Source organism: Acinetobacter colistiniresistens, from assembly GCF_024582815.1.
Taxonomy (GTDB): domain Bacteria; phylum Pseudomonadota; class Gammaproteobacteria; order Pseudomonadales; family Moraxellaceae; genus Acinetobacter.
In genome coordinates this window covers 2,095,547-2,110,762 of sequence record NZ_CP102099.1, presented here as the reverse complement: position 1 = coordinate 2,110,762, position 15,216 = coordinate 2,095,547, and the positions used below count along the sequence as shown (strand labels likewise).

The 15,216-nt window shown below is 41.7% G+C and carries 13 protein-coding genes, 4 pseudogenes and 1 other annotated feature; of the genes and pseudogenes, 9 read left to right on the top strand and 8 right to left on the bottom strand.

Annotation, left to right across the window (positions count from 1 at the left end):
* Positions 1 to 25: 25 nt before the first annotated feature.
* The 3 genes from NQU59_RS10030 to surE all read right to left on the bottom strand — a co-directional run bounded on the left by NQU59_RS10030 (position 26) and on the right by surE (position 2,798).
* Positions 26 to 955, bottom strand: a complete 930-nt coding sequence (locus tag NQU59_RS10030; RefSeq protein ID WP_005242995.1) for a LysR family transcriptional regulator — start codon at positions 953 to 955, stop codon at positions 26 to 28.
* A 137-nt stretch (positions 956 to 1,092) separates the two neighbouring features.
* Positions 1,093 to 1,917: a peptidoglycan DD-metalloendopeptidase family protein gene (locus NQU59_RS10025; RefSeq protein WP_005242996.1), complete on the bottom strand. Its 825-nt coding sequence runs from the start codon at positions 1,915 to 1,917 to the stop codon at positions 1,093 to 1,095.
* Between the two features lie 110 nt (positions 1,918 to 2,027).
* The gene (gene surE, locus NQU59_RS10020; protein WP_257063301.1) at positions 2,028 to 2,798 is read right to left on the bottom strand and encodes a 5'/3'-nucleotidase SurE; all 771 of its coding nucleotides are present in this window, start codon (positions 2,796 to 2,798) and stop codon (positions 2,028 to 2,030) included.
* Positions 2,799 to 2,900: 102 nt separating this feature from the next.
* On the opposite strand from surE, the gene NQU59_RS10015 reads away from it, so the two are divergent.
* Positions 2,901 to 3,275: an MCR_0457 family protein gene (locus NQU59_RS10015; protein ID WP_257063299.1), complete on the top strand. Its 375-nt coding sequence runs from the start codon at positions 2,901 to 2,903 to the stop codon at positions 3,273 to 3,275.
* A gap of 124 nt (positions 3,276 to 3,399) precedes the next feature.
* On the opposite strand, the gene NQU59_RS10010 is transcribed toward NQU59_RS10015, so the two are convergent.
* Positions 3,400 to 3,762, bottom strand: coding sequence for a hypothetical protein (locus tag NQU59_RS10010; RefSeq protein WP_257063298.1), 363 nt, complete (start codon positions 3,760 to 3,762; stop codon positions 3,400 to 3,402).
* 325 nt (positions 3,763 to 4,087) lie between these two features.
* On the opposite strand from NQU59_RS10010, the gene NQU59_RS10005 reads away from it, so the two are divergent.
* The 3 genes from NQU59_RS10005 (at position 4,088) to NQU59_RS09995 (ending at position 6,401) form a co-directional block, all read left to right on the top strand.
* Entirely contained in the window at positions 4,088 to 4,492 is a 405-nt protein-coding gene (locus NQU59_RS10005) for an MCR_0457 family protein (RefSeq protein ID WP_005243001.1), read from the top strand.
* A 127-nt stretch (positions 4,493 to 4,619) separates the two neighbouring features.
* On the top strand, positions 4,620 to 5,768 hold the full coding sequence (gene dacC / locus NQU59_RS10000) for a D-alanyl-D-alanine carboxypeptidase PBP5/6 (protein ID WP_043974190.1): 1,149 nt from the start codon (positions 4,620 to 4,622) through the stop codon (positions 5,766 to 5,768).
* Between the two features lie 90 nt (positions 5,769 to 5,858).
* Positions 5,859 to 6,401 carry a gamma carbonic anhydrase family protein gene (locus NQU59_RS09995; RefSeq protein WP_043974187.1) on the top strand — a complete coding sequence of 181 codons (543 nt, stop codon included), beginning with the start codon at positions 5,859 to 5,861 and terminating at the stop codon, positions 6,399 to 6,401.
* Positions 6,402 to 6,476: 75 nt separating this feature from the next.
* Here NQU59_RS09995 and NQU59_RS09990 read toward each other — a convergent pair whose 3' ends face one another.
* Together NQU59_RS09990 and NQU59_RS09985 are read right to left on the bottom strand one after the other, a co-directional pair.
* The gene (locus NQU59_RS09990; RefSeq protein ID WP_081408471.1) at positions 6,477 to 6,773 is read right to left on the bottom strand and encodes an FmdB family zinc ribbon protein; all 297 of its coding nucleotides are present in this window, start codon (positions 6,771 to 6,773) and stop codon (positions 6,477 to 6,479) included.
* Positions 6,774 to 6,808: 35 nt separating this feature from the next.
* Positions 6,809 to 7,216, bottom strand: a pseudogene (locus NQU59_RS09985) (acetamidase/formamidase family protein); the annotation flags it as partial.
* 51 nt (positions 7,217 to 7,267) lie between these two features.
* Between NQU59_RS09985 and NQU59_RS09980 the strand changes: the two are divergent.
* Positions 7,268 to 8,488: pseudogene (locus NQU59_RS09980) on the top strand (IS3 family transposase).
* Positions 7,543 to 7,659, top strand: a sequence feature (AL1L pseudoknot). Its footprint overlaps the pseudogene before it by 117 nt.
* Before the next feature lie 17 nt (positions 8,489 to 8,505).
* Here NQU59_RS09980 and NQU59_RS09975 read toward each other — a convergent pair.
* Positions 8,506 to 9,297: pseudogene (locus NQU59_RS09975) on the bottom strand (acetamidase/formamidase family protein); the annotation flags it as partial.
* A gap of 299 nt (positions 9,298 to 9,596) precedes the next feature.
* Here NQU59_RS09975 and NQU59_RS09970 point away from each other — a divergent pair.
* The 4 genes from NQU59_RS09970 (at position 9,597) to purB (ending at position 13,470) form a co-directional block, all read left to right on the top strand.
* Positions 9,597 to 10,085: an NUDIX hydrolase gene (locus NQU59_RS09970; protein ID WP_043974389.1), complete on the top strand. Its 489-nt coding sequence runs from the start codon at positions 9,597 to 9,599 to the stop codon at positions 10,083 to 10,085.
* 4 nt (positions 10,086 to 10,089) lie between these two features.
* Positions 10,090 to 11,223, top strand: coding sequence for a tRNA 2-thiouridine(34) synthase MnmA (gene mnmA / locus NQU59_RS09965; RefSeq protein WP_005271862.1), 1,134 nt, complete (start codon positions 10,090 to 10,092; stop codon positions 11,221 to 11,223).
* Positions 11,224 to 11,241: 18 nt separating this feature from the next.
* Positions 11,242 to 11,973 (top strand): high frequency lysogenization protein HflD, encoded by a 732-nt coding sequence (gene hflD, locus NQU59_RS09960; RefSeq protein ID WP_005271865.1) that lies wholly within the window; start codon positions 11,242 to 11,244, stop codon positions 11,971 to 11,973.
* A gap of 108 nt (positions 11,974 to 12,081) precedes the next feature.
* The gene (gene purB, locus NQU59_RS09955) at positions 12,082 to 13,470 is read left to right on the top strand and encodes an adenylosuccinate lyase (protein WP_005243024.1); all 1,389 of its coding nucleotides are present in this window, start codon (positions 12,082 to 12,084) and stop codon (positions 13,468 to 13,470) included.
* 116 nt (positions 13,471 to 13,586) lie between these two features.
* Here purB and NQU59_RS09950 read toward each other — a convergent pair.
* A pseudogene (locus NQU59_RS09950) lies at positions 13,587 to 15,085 on the bottom strand (type VI secretion system Vgr family protein); the annotation flags it as partial.
* Between the last annotated feature and the right edge of the window lie 131 nt (positions 15,086 to 15,216).

Genomic DNA, 15,216 nt, shown 5'->3' with positions numbered 1-15,216 from the left:
TTGGGGAACATGGCTTTTTTATGAATCAGGCTACGCCCTGCAAGGAACGTCCACCAGGTAACTGAGCAAAATATTGCTTCAGTGCATCAATACAGCGATGTACTTTCATTGGATATTGTTCACGTTTGGATGTTAACGCGTGTAAGGTATACGCAGGTAACTGCCAATCAGGTAACACTTCAACCAAAGAGCCACTCACCAATTCCTTTTGAATATCCATATATAAAATACGGGCAATTCCGTGTCCTTGTTGGCATAATGACTTAGCAACAAAGACATTATTGGTTCCTAAACGTGACTTCATATCGACATTCACCACTTCACCACTGGTTCCATGTCGGAATCCAAAATGCTGATAATTCTGCATGAGCGTAATTGGAAGTAATTCATGGTGACGTAGATCTTCAGGACGCGTAATCGGTTGAGCTTGATTCAAATAACTTGGGGAAGCAACCAATACCTGATCAACCCTCGCCAAAGGCACAGCCGTCAGTTGATGATCATCCACTTTCAGGCTCATTCGAATCGCAATATCAATACGCTCTTCAATGAGATCGATATAACGATGATCCGCTTCAAAATGAATGGCTAAGCCCTTATGTGCTGACATCCAATGAGAAAGCGCAGGAATAATATGCAATGCACCAAGTTCAGGTGTGGTCGCAATACGCAGATCACCAACAAGATCATCACGTAATTCATTAATTCGGATTTTGCCGCGTTCAGCCGCAGCTAACATTTCTTGGCAACTTAAAAAGAATGCTTGCCCAGCCTCTGTAAGGCTCAGTTTTCGAGTTGAGCGATGAAGTAAGGTAACATCCATTTCTTGCTCTAAAGAACGGATTTGTTGGCTAACTGCGCTGGTTGTGATTCCTAACTCTCGTGCTGCACCACTGAAAGAGCTTCTTTCCACAACACAGGCGAAAACCCCCATTGCACGCAATTGATCTAGCATAGACTTCCCTCTTACCTTAATTTATTAATATGCTTATTGTTCTAATGAAAGCAATCTCAATTCAGTATACAAGGAAGTCTATTTATGCACTAGAGGATTATTAATAAATTATTGAATGATTATTAATAATCTTAACGTTAATTTGGTAAAACTGTGACAGGATTCACAGGTTTACCATCTAAACGAACTTGAAACTCTAACATGACACGTGATGCACCTGATGATCCCATTTCTGCGATTTTCTGTCCCGCAGTCACTGTGTCACCACTCTTCACTAACATTTTACTGTTATGCGCATATGCGGTGATGTAACCATCAATATGCTTTACCAAAACCAGATTACCATATTCTTTAAGCCCATCCGCGGCGTATACAACTTGTCCATTTGCTGCAGCAAAAACTGGATCACCTTCATTCCCACCGTAACGCGTCCCTTTCACATTACTCGCTAAATTAAAGGTTTGAATGATTGGACCATTCGATGGTTTAACCCAACGTAGACTTGAAGCCAAAGTTGTTGATGGATTAACTGGGACAGCAGGAACAACGGGTCTCGGTATAACAGGTTGTGTTTTTGGCACAACTGGCTGCTGAGTTGGCAAATTAATACTTTGACGTTGAATAGGTGCCGTTTGTGTCATGGCTTGTGTAGAGGTTGTACGCTGCGCCACAGAACCTTTTAAACGTAAAGACTGATTGACATAAATTCGATAAGGCGGTGCAATTCCATTCAGTGCAGCAACATCCAAATAGTTCAGACCATAACGGTTTGAGATTGCACTTAGTGTATCACCCGAGCGTACAGTATAATAATTCGGTGCTTGCACATAACGTGTTCCACTATTTACTTGCGGTTTAGATGCACAACCTGTCATAACTGCCACTGTAGCAACCGCCATAGACAAAACGATTGTTTTAATCATCTTCTGTGATAGAAAAACCGAGACATGGTTTAAGTGCATCTTCGCCCTCATCGAAAAAACCTTATTTACTTTGCGCCTAAGAGTATCAAAAAAGTGAGAAAAAACGAGTTCTCACTTTCTATATTCACAAACTTATAACATTCATAGGGCTAACCATTTACATGAGCATGTAAATTTTCAAGTACCGCATAGTTGGTTGCGTCCATCTGGATCGGTGTAATACTGACATAGCCATTTGAAACAGCAAAAAAATCGGACTGGATTTCACTTGATCCTGCTTGTGGGTCAGTAATTGCCTCTCCAGCTAAACCAATCCAATACACTTGACGTCCACGTGGGTCGACATGACTACTAATCGGCTTTGATTGTGCACGGCGCCCCTGATAGGTGACTTGTGCCCCTTTAATCTGCTCAATATCCGGAATATTAATATTGAAGATGTGACGTGGTGGCAGCACGGGCAGACCTTTAGCAATAAAGTCATGGACCCATTTCGCCGCTGCTGCATAGTGCTGCGGATGTTCATAAGCACGAACATTAGAGCCCGCCAATGACACGGCAATTGCAGGATGTTTCATTAACCGTCCTTCAAAAGCGGCTCCGACCGTACCTGAATATAGAACATCATCGCCCAGATTTGCCCCGCTGTTGATGCCACTGACCACCAGATCGAATTCAAAATCAAAAAGACCGTTCATTGATAAATAAACACAGTCCGCAGGTGTTCCATTAACTGCCCAGACATCTTCAGAAATCTGGATAGGACGTAAGGGACGGTCTAAGGTCAAAGCACTCGAGTAACCGCTTCGCTCACTTTCAGGAGCGACCACAACCACTCGGCCTAATGGCTTTAACGCTTGCGCTAAAGCCTGTAATCCTGGTGCAAACACACCATCATCATTCGCGATCAAAATATTCACTAAAATCAAATCTCTTCAATGTTACTAGGCAGTTTTTTCAATTGAATTATTCCTTGAATTATATATATTTATGGCTTCATAGTATTAGAAATTTATACAGCCATGAGACATTTATCTAATTTTATTCGAATTTTTGGGGTAAGTTTCACACTTTTAACAGCACCCGCTGTTTTTGCAGACGAAGCAGTTTCAGCAAAAGAAGCGGATGCATTAATTAAAGATGACATTGCCAATGCACAAGTCCTTATTGAAATGTGCCCTAATCTGATTGGCAAGAATGCTAAATTTGACCAGAACATCAAAAAAATGCTGGGGTCATATTTAAGTAATTACTCAGACAAATCTGCATCTTTAGACAGTCTACAAAAAGATGGAGAATTTAAAAACCTACTCAAAGAAGCTCGCGAAGCTGCCTCAGAAGTGGACAAAGCTGAACAAAAATCAGTATGTGAAGACGTACTCAATTTCGAAGGCTAAACTGCTTTCAAGATTTTGCTGTGGTTTTACACAGAACTGTTTAAAACCACACAAGCTGTATAACGCATCTAATAGCCCCTCAATCGCCCTGCACATTTTTTTCAAATTTAAGCAATATAAATTATTACCAAGCATCGGGTTCTCGAACCATATGAATAATATTGGCTGGGCTTGTAATCCACCCTCCTCGAAATCCTTCTGGCAAAGGTTCAATTGCATCACAACGGGTCACCCCTTGTGTATTTAAATATTGAGCAGCCTCAGGAAAATTATCCGTAAACAATTCCAGCCAAAGCTCAGCTTGACTCATTTCTGGCGCTGGCGCTAGCCACAATTTGACTGGACCAAGTTCAAAGCCAATATCAGGTGCTTTTTCTGTAATTTGTTTAAGCCCAATTACGTCACGATAAAATATAACCGTGGCTTCAAATTGGTGTGGTGGAAGTTTAAGGGCGATATCAACACCACCAGTGAATTTTGCCTTCATTTTCCAGCTCCTTTTCCATGTAATTTTTTATTTTCTCGTACTTTTATTTACCCTGCTCATTTTTGCTACTGCTCAAGCGACTTTAAGCATACCACTAGCCACACTCGGACCAATCACTTTAGCTTATTTTTTAAGCATGTTATGTACAAACAAGGATGTCAAGCCAAAGGGGTATCTCTCCTTATCACACTAACCAAATTTTATATTTTGAAGATTGAAAGCCACACTTTCTCTACGCTTCCTACAGCAAACATACATTTTTTAACATGCTTTTATGCTATAAGTTATTCAAATTGTTTAAGTCTTGTTTTGAGTTTGATTTCTTATGAAGAAAAATGTTTTTAAAACACTAGGTTTATCATTGCTCATCGCTTCGAGCGCTTTAGCTCCTACAGCCTTTGCAGCAGATAAAAAAGCCGCTGAAGCAGAAAAGATTGAAGTAACACCTACCTCTGATAGTGTGACCAAGCAAGAACTTGCGGCAATCTATGTCCTATCTGAAATTTGCCCAAGTTTAATTGGCAAAGATTTAAAATTTAATAAAGCCTATGACAATTTAGTCAAAGCCTATTTAAATAACGATGCTAAAGCTGTCGAAACCCTAAACAAGCGTGTGAAAGGCAAAGATTTCCAAGAAGCCTTAAAAGAAGCGCGTGCTGATGCCAAAGCTGCTTCTGACAATGACAACCGTCAAATTTGCGATGATGTTCGTAATTATTATTCGAAATAATCCGACCAATTAAGCGTCAGGTTACAATACTGTATGAAAAAGCCGATTTCTCCCGTAGAAGTCGGCTTTGCTTTGTCCTAAAATGCTAGGCTCGTCTGCTTCATACAAGATATTGGAACCACCTAGAATGACTCACAAAAGCGCTCTTGCTGCATTACTCCTTTTGCCAAGCTTTTCATATGCAGCAACTGTCCTATCCGCTCCACCAGAATTAAATAATAAATCCTATGTACTTATGGATTACGAGACCGGACAGATTCTCGCTGCAAAAAATGAAAATGAAAAACTTGCACCTGCTTCAATGACAAAAATGATGACAAGCTACATCATTGAGCAGAAGCTTTTAAAAGGTGAATTGACTGAAAACGAACAAGTCCGCATGAACGAATCTGCGTGGTGTCGTGGCAGCAGTTCTGAATCATGTATGTATGTTCCATTAAATGGCACAGCGACAGTTTTGGAAATGCTACGTGGTATCATTATCCAATCAGGCAATGATGCATCAAAAGCAATGGCAGAACACGTTGCGGGCAACGAAGGCACTTTTGCTCACATGATGAATCAAGAAGCAAAACGTGTGGGTATGGTAAATACACATTTTATCAACTCAACAGGTATGCCAGCTGAAGGTCATTATTCAACTGCAAAAGATATGGCAATTCTTGCCCAGCACATCATTAAAGACAGCTCGAAGTACTACCCAATCTATTCTGAAAAAGAATTTACCTTTAACGGGATTAAACAAGGTAACCGTAATGCCCTGCTTTATACCGATCCAAGTGTTGATGGCTTAAAAACAGGTCATACCAATGAAGCTGGTTTCTGCTTAACCACCTCAAGTAAACGTGGTCCAATGCGTTTAATCTCGGTGATCTTTGGTACACCAAGCATGAATGAACGTGCCAGCCAAACCCGTACTTTATTGGCTTGGGGCTTTGCCAACTTTGAAACGGCAAACGTTCAACCTGCCAACCAAGTACTTGCTAAAGCAAAAGTATGGTTTGGTAAACAAGATGAAGTTCAAATTGGCTTAGCTGAAAACTTCAACGTCACTATGCCTAAAGGCCAAGCTGACAAAATCAAGACTCAGCTTGTAGTTCAACCGAAACTCAATGCACCTTTAGCCAAAGGTCAAGTGGTTGGTAAATTAGTCGCAAGCCTTGATGGTAAAGTGATTGCTGAAAAACCACTTGTGGCATTAAAACCTGTTGAAGAAGCTGGTTTCTTTGCACGTATCTTTGATCATATCAAAATGTTTTTCAGTAACTTATTTTAATTTTAAACTAAGTTAATTCAGCATTCATGCCCTTGGGTATGAATGCTTTTTTATTTTATAATGGCTTTAAATTTTCGATTGAAAGCAACTATGCCAAATAACATTCGCCCTTATCTAGACCAAAAACCTGATGTTGATCCAAGCTGCTACGTCGATGGCATGTCAGTGGTCATTGGTGATGTCAAATTAGCAGAGAATGTTTCAGTTTGGCCTTTTGCGGTGATTCGTGGTGATGTGAATTCAATTCAAATTGGTAAAAACAGCAATGTACAAGATCATTGTATGTTGCATGTCAGCCATAAAAATCAATCTAAACCGAATGGCTCTCCACTGGTGATTGGTGAAGATGTGACAGTTGGGCATCATGTGACTTTACATGGCTGTAGCATTGGCAATCGTGTCTTAATCGGGATTAATACCGTGGTATTAGATGATGTGATAATTGAAGATGATGTGATGATTGGCGCAGGCAGTCTGGTTCCTCCACGCAAAGTGTTAAAAAGTGGTTATCTCTATGTCGGTAGTCCAGTTCAGCAAGTTCGCGCATTGACCGAAAAAGAAATGGAATTTTTACCTTACTCAGCACGTCATTATGTGAAAGTGAAGGATAATTATCTCAATCAAGAGCATTAATTTGAAAATCAGCATTTAATACTCTATTAAATGCTGATCAAATATAAATAATTAAGCGCTAATCCCAGCAAGCGATCAAAGCTCACACAAAGAACAATTCACACCTCGGCAGTTATGCAACACTGAAGTCCGAGCACTTTTTTTGCTGGTCCCAGGTCCTCCAACCAAGGGTCCTGCCAATTGCTCGGCGCTGGATGAGGGTCGCCATTTATTTTTGACTGAAATCTTTTGATGCCCTGTAATCATCGGTTTTAATAACATGGATTGCTGACAATATGGGCAGGAGGTGTTATCCCTTGCTATACTGACCATCGGGACATTCTGCTCAAAAATCCCTTCACAATGTTCACATCTAAAATCATACAGTGGCATCTTAAAATCCTTCTTATACGCTGGTATTCATATTACTAACGGCGTCCCCAAAACTTATTCTCGTTTAAGGCACCCTGCGGCAAAATATTCTTCTCAAAAATAGAGGTTGGTAAAGAAATTGTACAGGCGCAGTTTGGAATATCCACAATCCCACCGATACGCCCTTCAACAGGTGCAGCAGTCAGCAACATATAGGCTTGAGATCCGGTAAATCCAAAATTCTCAAGATACTTAATCGCTTTTAAACAAGCCTGACGATAGGCAACTGTGGCATCCAAATAATGATTTACCCCATTTTCAACACTGATGCCTTCAAAGGTTAACCACTGATCGTAATTAGGTCTGACATTACTTGGAACAAAGATCGGTGAATCAATATTATATTTTTCCATTCCGCCTTTAATCAGATCAAAACCAACACGGGTTACCCCATCCATTTCAATCTGAACCGTACCGGGTTTGTCGGAGACTCAATATTCTGAGAGACTATTCCGATGAAAAAACCAAACTATACCCCCGAAATTAGAGAAAGAGCGGTTCAATTACTAATTGAATCTGAAAAAGATTATCCATCGAATTGGGCAGCAGTTTCCGCAATTGCTCCTAAAATTGGCTGTACTCCTGAAACACTTCGTGTTTGGTATCAAAAATACTTAGATCAACAAAATCCCGCCAAAGTACAACAGGTATCTGACCAAGAAAAAATGAAGCAAATGGAACGTGAAATTAAAGAATTAAAACGTGCCAATGAAATTCTACGTAAAGCAGCCGCTTTTTTCGCCCAGGCGGAGCTCGACCGCCCACACAAATAATGGTGGATTTTATCCATAACAATAAGGCGTTATATGGTGTTGAAGCGATTTGTAGAATTTTACCGATTGCAGCTTCGACCTATTATCGGGCTTTAGATTTCGTTGATAACCCAGAACATCGAGCGAAACGTGCTCTGCATGATTTACATCATGCAGAGCAAATCAAACGTATTTGGAAAGAAAGTTCAGGTCGATATGGTGTACGTAAAGTTTGGCAAAAATTGAAACGTGAGGGTTATGTTATTGCATCGTTGTACAGTTGCTCGATTGATGCAAAAGCTAGGTATACAAGGTGTTTGGCGTGGTAAGAATAAACAAACCACCCGTAGCCGAGATGATCAAAAACGAGCAGATGATTTAGTGAAACGGAATTTTAGTGCTGATCGACCTGACCAATTATGGGTCAGTGACTTTACGTATATTCAAACACATTCAGGCTGGGTCTATACCGCCTTTATTATTGATGTGTTCTCACGAGCAATTGTTGGATGGAAAGTATCTACACGGATGAATACAGATATGGTGCTCGATGCATTGGAGCAAGCATTGCACGATCGAGGCATGCCAAAGAATGTGATTCATCATTCCGATAGAGGTGTTCAATATCTTTCTATTCGCTATACCAATCGTTTAGATGCTGCAAATTTACGAGCATCAGTCGGTACGACAGGTGATTCATACGATAATGCTCTGGCTGAAACGGTGAATGGCTTATACAAAACAGAGGTGATTGAATATTTAAAAGCAGATTGGCAAGGTTTAGCAGATGTACAACTTGCGACACTAAACTGGGTAGATTGGTTCAATAAAAAGCGTGTACACAGTGCACTGGGTTATGTATCGCCTTTTGAGTTTGAAGCAATGTACTATGATAAGATTAACCCGTTAGGTCAGGTGGCCTAACTTAAATAAAAAAGTCTCCGACAAACCCGGTACGGTTCAATCGCACCACAGAAGCCGATTTCACCATCACCTTGTGAAAAGTGTAAATCTCCCATAGAGAAGCCGGCACCTTTTTGATATACAGGAAAATAAATACGGCTGCCCGCAGCAAGATCTTTAATGTCGGTATTACCCCCATGCTCACGCGGTGGCACTGTACGGGCAGCTTCAGCAGCCATCCGATCAAACTCTGCTCCTGTCACGCCTCTCAGCACCGCAGTTCTTGGATCGGGTGGATTGGCCTGCCCTTTAGGCACCAATAACGCTTCTCGACGGTTCCATTCCTTTAAAAGTTCATGCGAAGGAAGCGTTCCCATCAATCCGGGATGTTTTAAACCTGCGATACGTACACCGGGAATATGACGCGAGGTTGCAAATAATCCTTTTAAATCCCAAATTGCTTTATCCGCTTCAGGAAAATAATCAGCTAAAAACCCACCGCCATTTTCCTTGGCAAAGACTCCAGAAAAGCCAACCGAAGAGATTGGCTGTATATCCAGTAGATCGATTACCAATAAATCACCCGGCTCAGCTCCTTCAACATAAAAAGGTCCTGTCAAAGGATGTGCTCGAGTAAGATCCACATTTTTCACATCGGAGACATCATCGGTATCTTTGATTTGGGCATCTAAAAAATCCAGACTTTCAATCAGAATTTCTTCGCCGGGTTTCACCGATGTTAAAAAAGGAATATCTGGATGCCAGCGATTATGACCAATCTCTGCTTGTTCTGCTAAAGCGACACCAGGTTTAATTTTAATATGTTGCATATGACTTCAACTCCGTGTGATGTATATGAATCTAATCAATTATCTGTTCTACTTCTAAATCATTGAAAGGCCAAACCAAGGCTACTGTTCTTGGGCGGAATAATTATTTTTACCTTGCGATCAAAAAACACACTAGCACATTCTGTTTTTTTGAAGCAATTCCTTTTCGATTCTCAACACAACAAATACTCACTCATGATGGCAAATATTTTTCTTCCACTTTAGCGAATTAGCCTTCCTATATAGCCAAAAACAGCCAAATTTTGTAGAATACGTTTTTTAAAACCATGGTGCTTTGTATGACCGCTTGGACACCTCATGTCACAGTCGCCACTGTAGTCGAAAAAGACGGACGTTTTCTGTTTGTTGAAGAACACAGCGAAGGCTTTGTACATACCGTGTTTAATCAACCTGCGGGTCATGTCGAATGTGGTGAAACCATTATCGAAGCAGCAATCCGTGAGACCTTAGAAGAAACAGGTCATCATGTCGAAATCGATCATCTGCTCGGGATCTACACCTATACACCGCCAATGTTTCCTGACCGCACCTATTACCGCTTTTGCTTCTTGGCCCATGTCACGGCAGTTGAAGAAAATGCGCAACTGGATACAGGCATTGTTGCTGCGGTGTGGATGAATCTGGATGAGCTGCAAGAATCCGCACGTGCACGTAGTCCATTGGTTTTAAAAGCTGTTAAAGATGCCCTTGCTGGCAAAAAATATCCTTTATCGCTTATTTACGAGCACCCTTTCTCTCCCTCATTAACTTCTCATTTGGACGCTTAATTAGATGCAACAACGTGTCATCGTCGGTATGTCTGGTGGTGTAGACTCCTCTGTTTCTGCCGCATTATTACTTCAACAAGGATATCAAGTTGAAGGTCTTTTCATGAAAAACTGGGAAGAAGATGATGGTACGGATTACTGCACAGCATTAGAAGACCTAGCAGATGCACAGGCTGTTGCTGATAAGATTGGTATCAAGCTGCACACCGCCAACTTTGCCATGGAATATTGGGATCGTGTTTTTGAACACTTCTTGGCTGAATATGCTGCTGGCCGCACCCCAAACCCAGATATTTTATGTAATAAAGAAATTAAATTCCGTGCCTTCCTTGATCATGCCATGACCTTAGGTGCAGACTTTATTGCAACAGGTCACTATGCGCGTCGTGGTGCGAGCATGCAGAACTCACGCGGTGAAACCTATGCCCCATTACTGCGTGGTGTTGATAATAACAAAGACCAAACTTATTTCTTACATGCGGTGCATGGTCGCGAAATTAACAAGACCTTGTTCCCTGTCGGTGAAATTGAAAAGCCTGAAGTGCGTCGTATTGCAGAACAACTTGATTTAGCAACAGCCAAGAAAAAAGACTCAACTGGTATTTGTTTTATTGGTGAGCGCCGTTTTACTGACTTCCTCAAACAATATTTACCTGCACAAGCTGGAAAAATTGTTTTGGAATCAGGTAAAGAAGTTGGTGAACATCATGGCTTGATGTACTATACGCTGGGTCAACGCGGTGGTATTGGTATCGGTGGGATGAAAGGTGTACAAGAAGGTGCATGGTTCGTACTGCATAAAGATATTGCCAATAACCGACTGGTGATTGGCCAAGGACATGAACATCCATTAATGCAAAGTACTCAGCTTTGGAGTGAGTCGATTGATTGGGTTGCAGGTGAACAGGATATTCCAAGTACTGGATTCCGATGCACGGCAAAAACCCGTTATCGCCAACCTGATCAGGCGTGTACAATTTATCGTGATGAACAGACTGAACATGGTATTCGGGTTGAGTTTGATGAACCACAACGCGCTGTAACGCCTGGGCAAAGCGTGGTGTTCTACTCCGGAGAGGTGTGCTTAGGGGGTGGTGTGATTCACCATACCAATGCACCTGAACCAGATTTTATTTAAGGAAATTGGAAGCGAAGCATGGTCGAGTTACCCTTTCAGCACACTCAAGCGTTGAATGTTAGACAGAACCGTGCTCTGGCATTGGCTGCGGTCTTTCAAGCAACCCAGCTTACGCATATGACCGCAATGGCAGGTCAGCAAAGTATTGGCGATAGTGGTAATTTTTACTTTGAACTCTTGATCAAAGCCAGTCTGAATATCCGCCCGACCGCCAATAATGCCAAGCAAACCCTCGATTTCTTTAACCAGCTTGCTGATATTTCACTTGGTTTAAAAACATTAGAAGGTTGTATTACCCAACCTTTTAATACGTCACCCAAATCTCGTGTTCCCAAAATGTCCACCGCTAAACTGCCAATGTCCTATGCAATGGCCTTATTGCAACTGGAAAAGAAAGTCTACAGTAATCCCGAGTACGTCAAAATCATCGAAACCGCACAACAAAAAATCTTAAAGCAACTCTCATTTTTCGATAATAACTATCTACACCCAAGCATCATTGCCAATCTCGCACAGACCTATGTTGAAACCGCAGGACAGATTAATCCACGTATTTTAGTGCGTGGCAATGCCGAAGCTTTTAAAGACATCAACCATACCAACCGTATTCGTGCTTGCCTGTTTACAGGCTTGCAGTTGGCGCATTTATGGAAACAGCTCGGTGGTAGCTCTTGGGCGATGATCTTTAGCAAACGCAAGTTATTACAAGATATTCAAGCTCTCGCTCGTTTGCAGTATCAGGTGGTATAGACCGATGCTACAACGAATTTATTTTTATACCGTTTTACAACCTCTCTAAATCTCTCCTGAGGAACGACTAAAGTTCCGCAAGGGAGAGCTAAACTTTAAGGAATCTGTATGAATGCTTTAACCGCACTCTCGCCACTTGATGGACGTTACGCTAGCAAATGCGATGCCCTACGCCCTTTTTTGTCTGAGTTTGGTTTAATCCACGCTCGTGTCACGGTTGAAGTGCGTTGGTTACAAGCACTTGCAAATCGTGCAGAAATCATCGAAGTTGCGCCATTTTCAAATGAAACCAATGCTGCTTTAGATGCGATTGTTGCAGATTTCTCTGAACAAGATGCAAACCGCATTAAAGAAATTGAACGCACCACTAACCACGATGTAAAAGCAGTTGAATACTTCCTTAAAGAAAAAATTGCCAACATCGATGAATTACAGAATGCAGGTGAATTTATTCACTTTGCTTGTACCTCTGAAGACATCAATAACTTGTCTCATGCGCTTATGTTGAAAAATGGTCGTGAGGTTCTCGTTTCAAGCATGAAACAAATTCTCAATGCGATCTCAGCTTTGGCGATTACACATGCCGACCAACCGATGTTGTCTCGTACACACGGTCAAACTGCAAGCCCAACCACTTTGGGTAAAGAGATGGCAAACGTTGCTTATCGTTTAGCGCGCCAGATCAAACAATTTGAAAATGTTGAGTTATTGGGCAAGATTAATGGTGCTGTCGGTAACTATAACGCCCACCTTTCTGCCTACCCAGAAATTGACTGGGCTGCACATGCACAAGCATTCGTTGAGTCTTTAGGTTTAAGCTTCAACCCGTACACCACACAAATCGAGCCACATGACTATATGGCTGAATTGTTTGATGCTTTACGCCGTTACAACACCATCTTGATCGACTTTAACCGTGATGTTTGGGGTTATATCTCTCTCGGTTACTTCAAACAAAAGTTAAAAGATGGCGAAGTGGGTTCTTCAACTATGCCACACAAAGTAAACCCGATCGACTTTGAAAACTCTGAAGGTAACCTGGGTATTGCCAATGCTGTCTTGGGTCACCTTGGTGAAAAACTTCCAGTTTCGCGCTGGCAGCGTGACTTAACCGACTCAACTGTATTACGTAATATGGGTGTTGGTTTTGCGCAAAGCTTGATTGCGTTTGATGCCTGCTTAAAAGGGATTGGTAAACTTGAATTGAATGCTGCACGTTTAGACGAAGATTTAAACCAAGCACAAGAAGTTCTTGCTGAACCAATTCAAACGGTTATGCGTCGTTATAACGTTGAAAAGCCATACGAAAAATTAAAAGCGCTTACCCGTGGTCAGGCTATGACACGCGACATGATGGTAAACTTCGTGAAAGGTGATGAACTTGCGCAAGTTCCAGAAGATGAACGTACTCGTTTAGCTGAGCTTACTCCTGCAACTTATACTGGTAATGCAGCTGAACAAGCAAAACAAATCAATGATTTGATCAGCAAGATCTAAAACTGATTGACTCAAAAAAGCAGAGCTTCGGCTCTGCTTTTTTATTTCATCAGCATACAATTATTTTTCTTTTTTGCACTGATCAATATATTTTTCAATCATAAATTTTACTATGTCGCCCAAGGCGTGAGTACATCAACCCAAGCTGAATCGGTATCGTTGTCATTGGCACCTGCACCACCATCATGGCTGTGGTCTTCATTACGGGTAAACAGGAAGCGGACTTTAATCCGTCCCCATTCATCCACATGGATTTCTTCGCCACTTGGCCCAACCACTTTGGCACGCTGCGGTGAAGCGACTGGACGGTGTTGTAATGGGTTAAATTCGGGTACGATTTTAATGCTACGGCGTTGTAGCGTCAGTTGATTGGCTTGGCGTTCTTCATTGTTACTTTGTTGGGTTGGCTGCCAGTTGCTTTGCGCTAATAATTGATTGATCTGCTGATTGAGGTCTTTAGGCAAGTTGTTTTGGTTATAGAAGTTTTTACCTGTAATCAGAAATTCTTTGTCGCTGCCATCGTGTTGATCGATTTCAGGATGCTCAGCCAATTCAAACCAGTAACCCACATGGGTATCGCGCACGGTAGTATCGGCGATAAATTGCTTGGATTGCAGATCGTAATATTGACCCAGATTCTGATTCAGCTTTTCAATCTGTGCATTGCCCGATGCAGTTGCACCATCTTCACCATTCAGGTCTTGCATCCAAGCCGGTGAAAAGTGCCATGCCTGTTCCAGACCTAAACTGGCATTGTCGTATTGAGCACTGTGTTTATGCGTGCTTTGTACGCTGCCTGCACCATCTTCCTGTTCCAGTGCATCGGCTTGCCAACGCTGTACATGCACGCTACTCGGTTGTAAGCTGCGTTGCCCCACCAGACTGGTCATGCTGTCGTATTGTTCAGTGGCACTGCTGCGGTGGTAACGAATCTGTCGACGATCGAGCGCTTGGTATTGGCTATTGTCATCAATCAAACGTAGCTTTTGTGGTTGGATTTTTTCATTGATACTACTTACCTTAAGCTGAGCTTCGTCAATTAGCCAGTTAATCCCTTCGCTACGCATCAAGGATGTTAAAAACGCTTCATCTGATTGATTATATTGCATAATAAAAGGACGAATATCGTAATCTTGACTGAGTCCGCTTAAATCCAAAGTCAAACTGGAAGCGAATAAGGGACTCTTTTGCTGCCACTCCTTGAAGACAATTTGCACCACATCAGGCACGCTCTTGTTCATAAACACGCGACTGTTACGGCGTTGTTTCCACAGTGCGGTTGGGTCTTCTAAAGTCAGCTTATATACCGTGAGGCTACCATCCGATTGCCCTTGCAGGGCTTGGGTGATAATGCCTGTGACACGAGTCAGCTGACCTTGATCAGTCACCGTATCAATTGGGCTTGGCTACCAATAAATTGTTTTAGCGGAATAGTAGCATTGGTCGATAAGCAAATTAATTCTGCTTTAAAACCCGCATTCAGTTGATGCTGACCATCAATGCGTTGCAGGAACACTTGAGTATTTAAATTTTGATTGGAAAACTGAATATGGATCGCACGTCTCTGTGCAGTAAGGCCCAAACTTTCCAAGGCCTGATAGATATTGTTCAACATTTTATAGATTTTTTTGCTTAAATTTACGGCATTGTAACGATATTAATCCGCCTCTGTCTATACAACATGGTCTGTTTATGACGTTTTTTGTCACTCCTTATGGATTGGCTTGAAAGAATCCTTTTTATTCA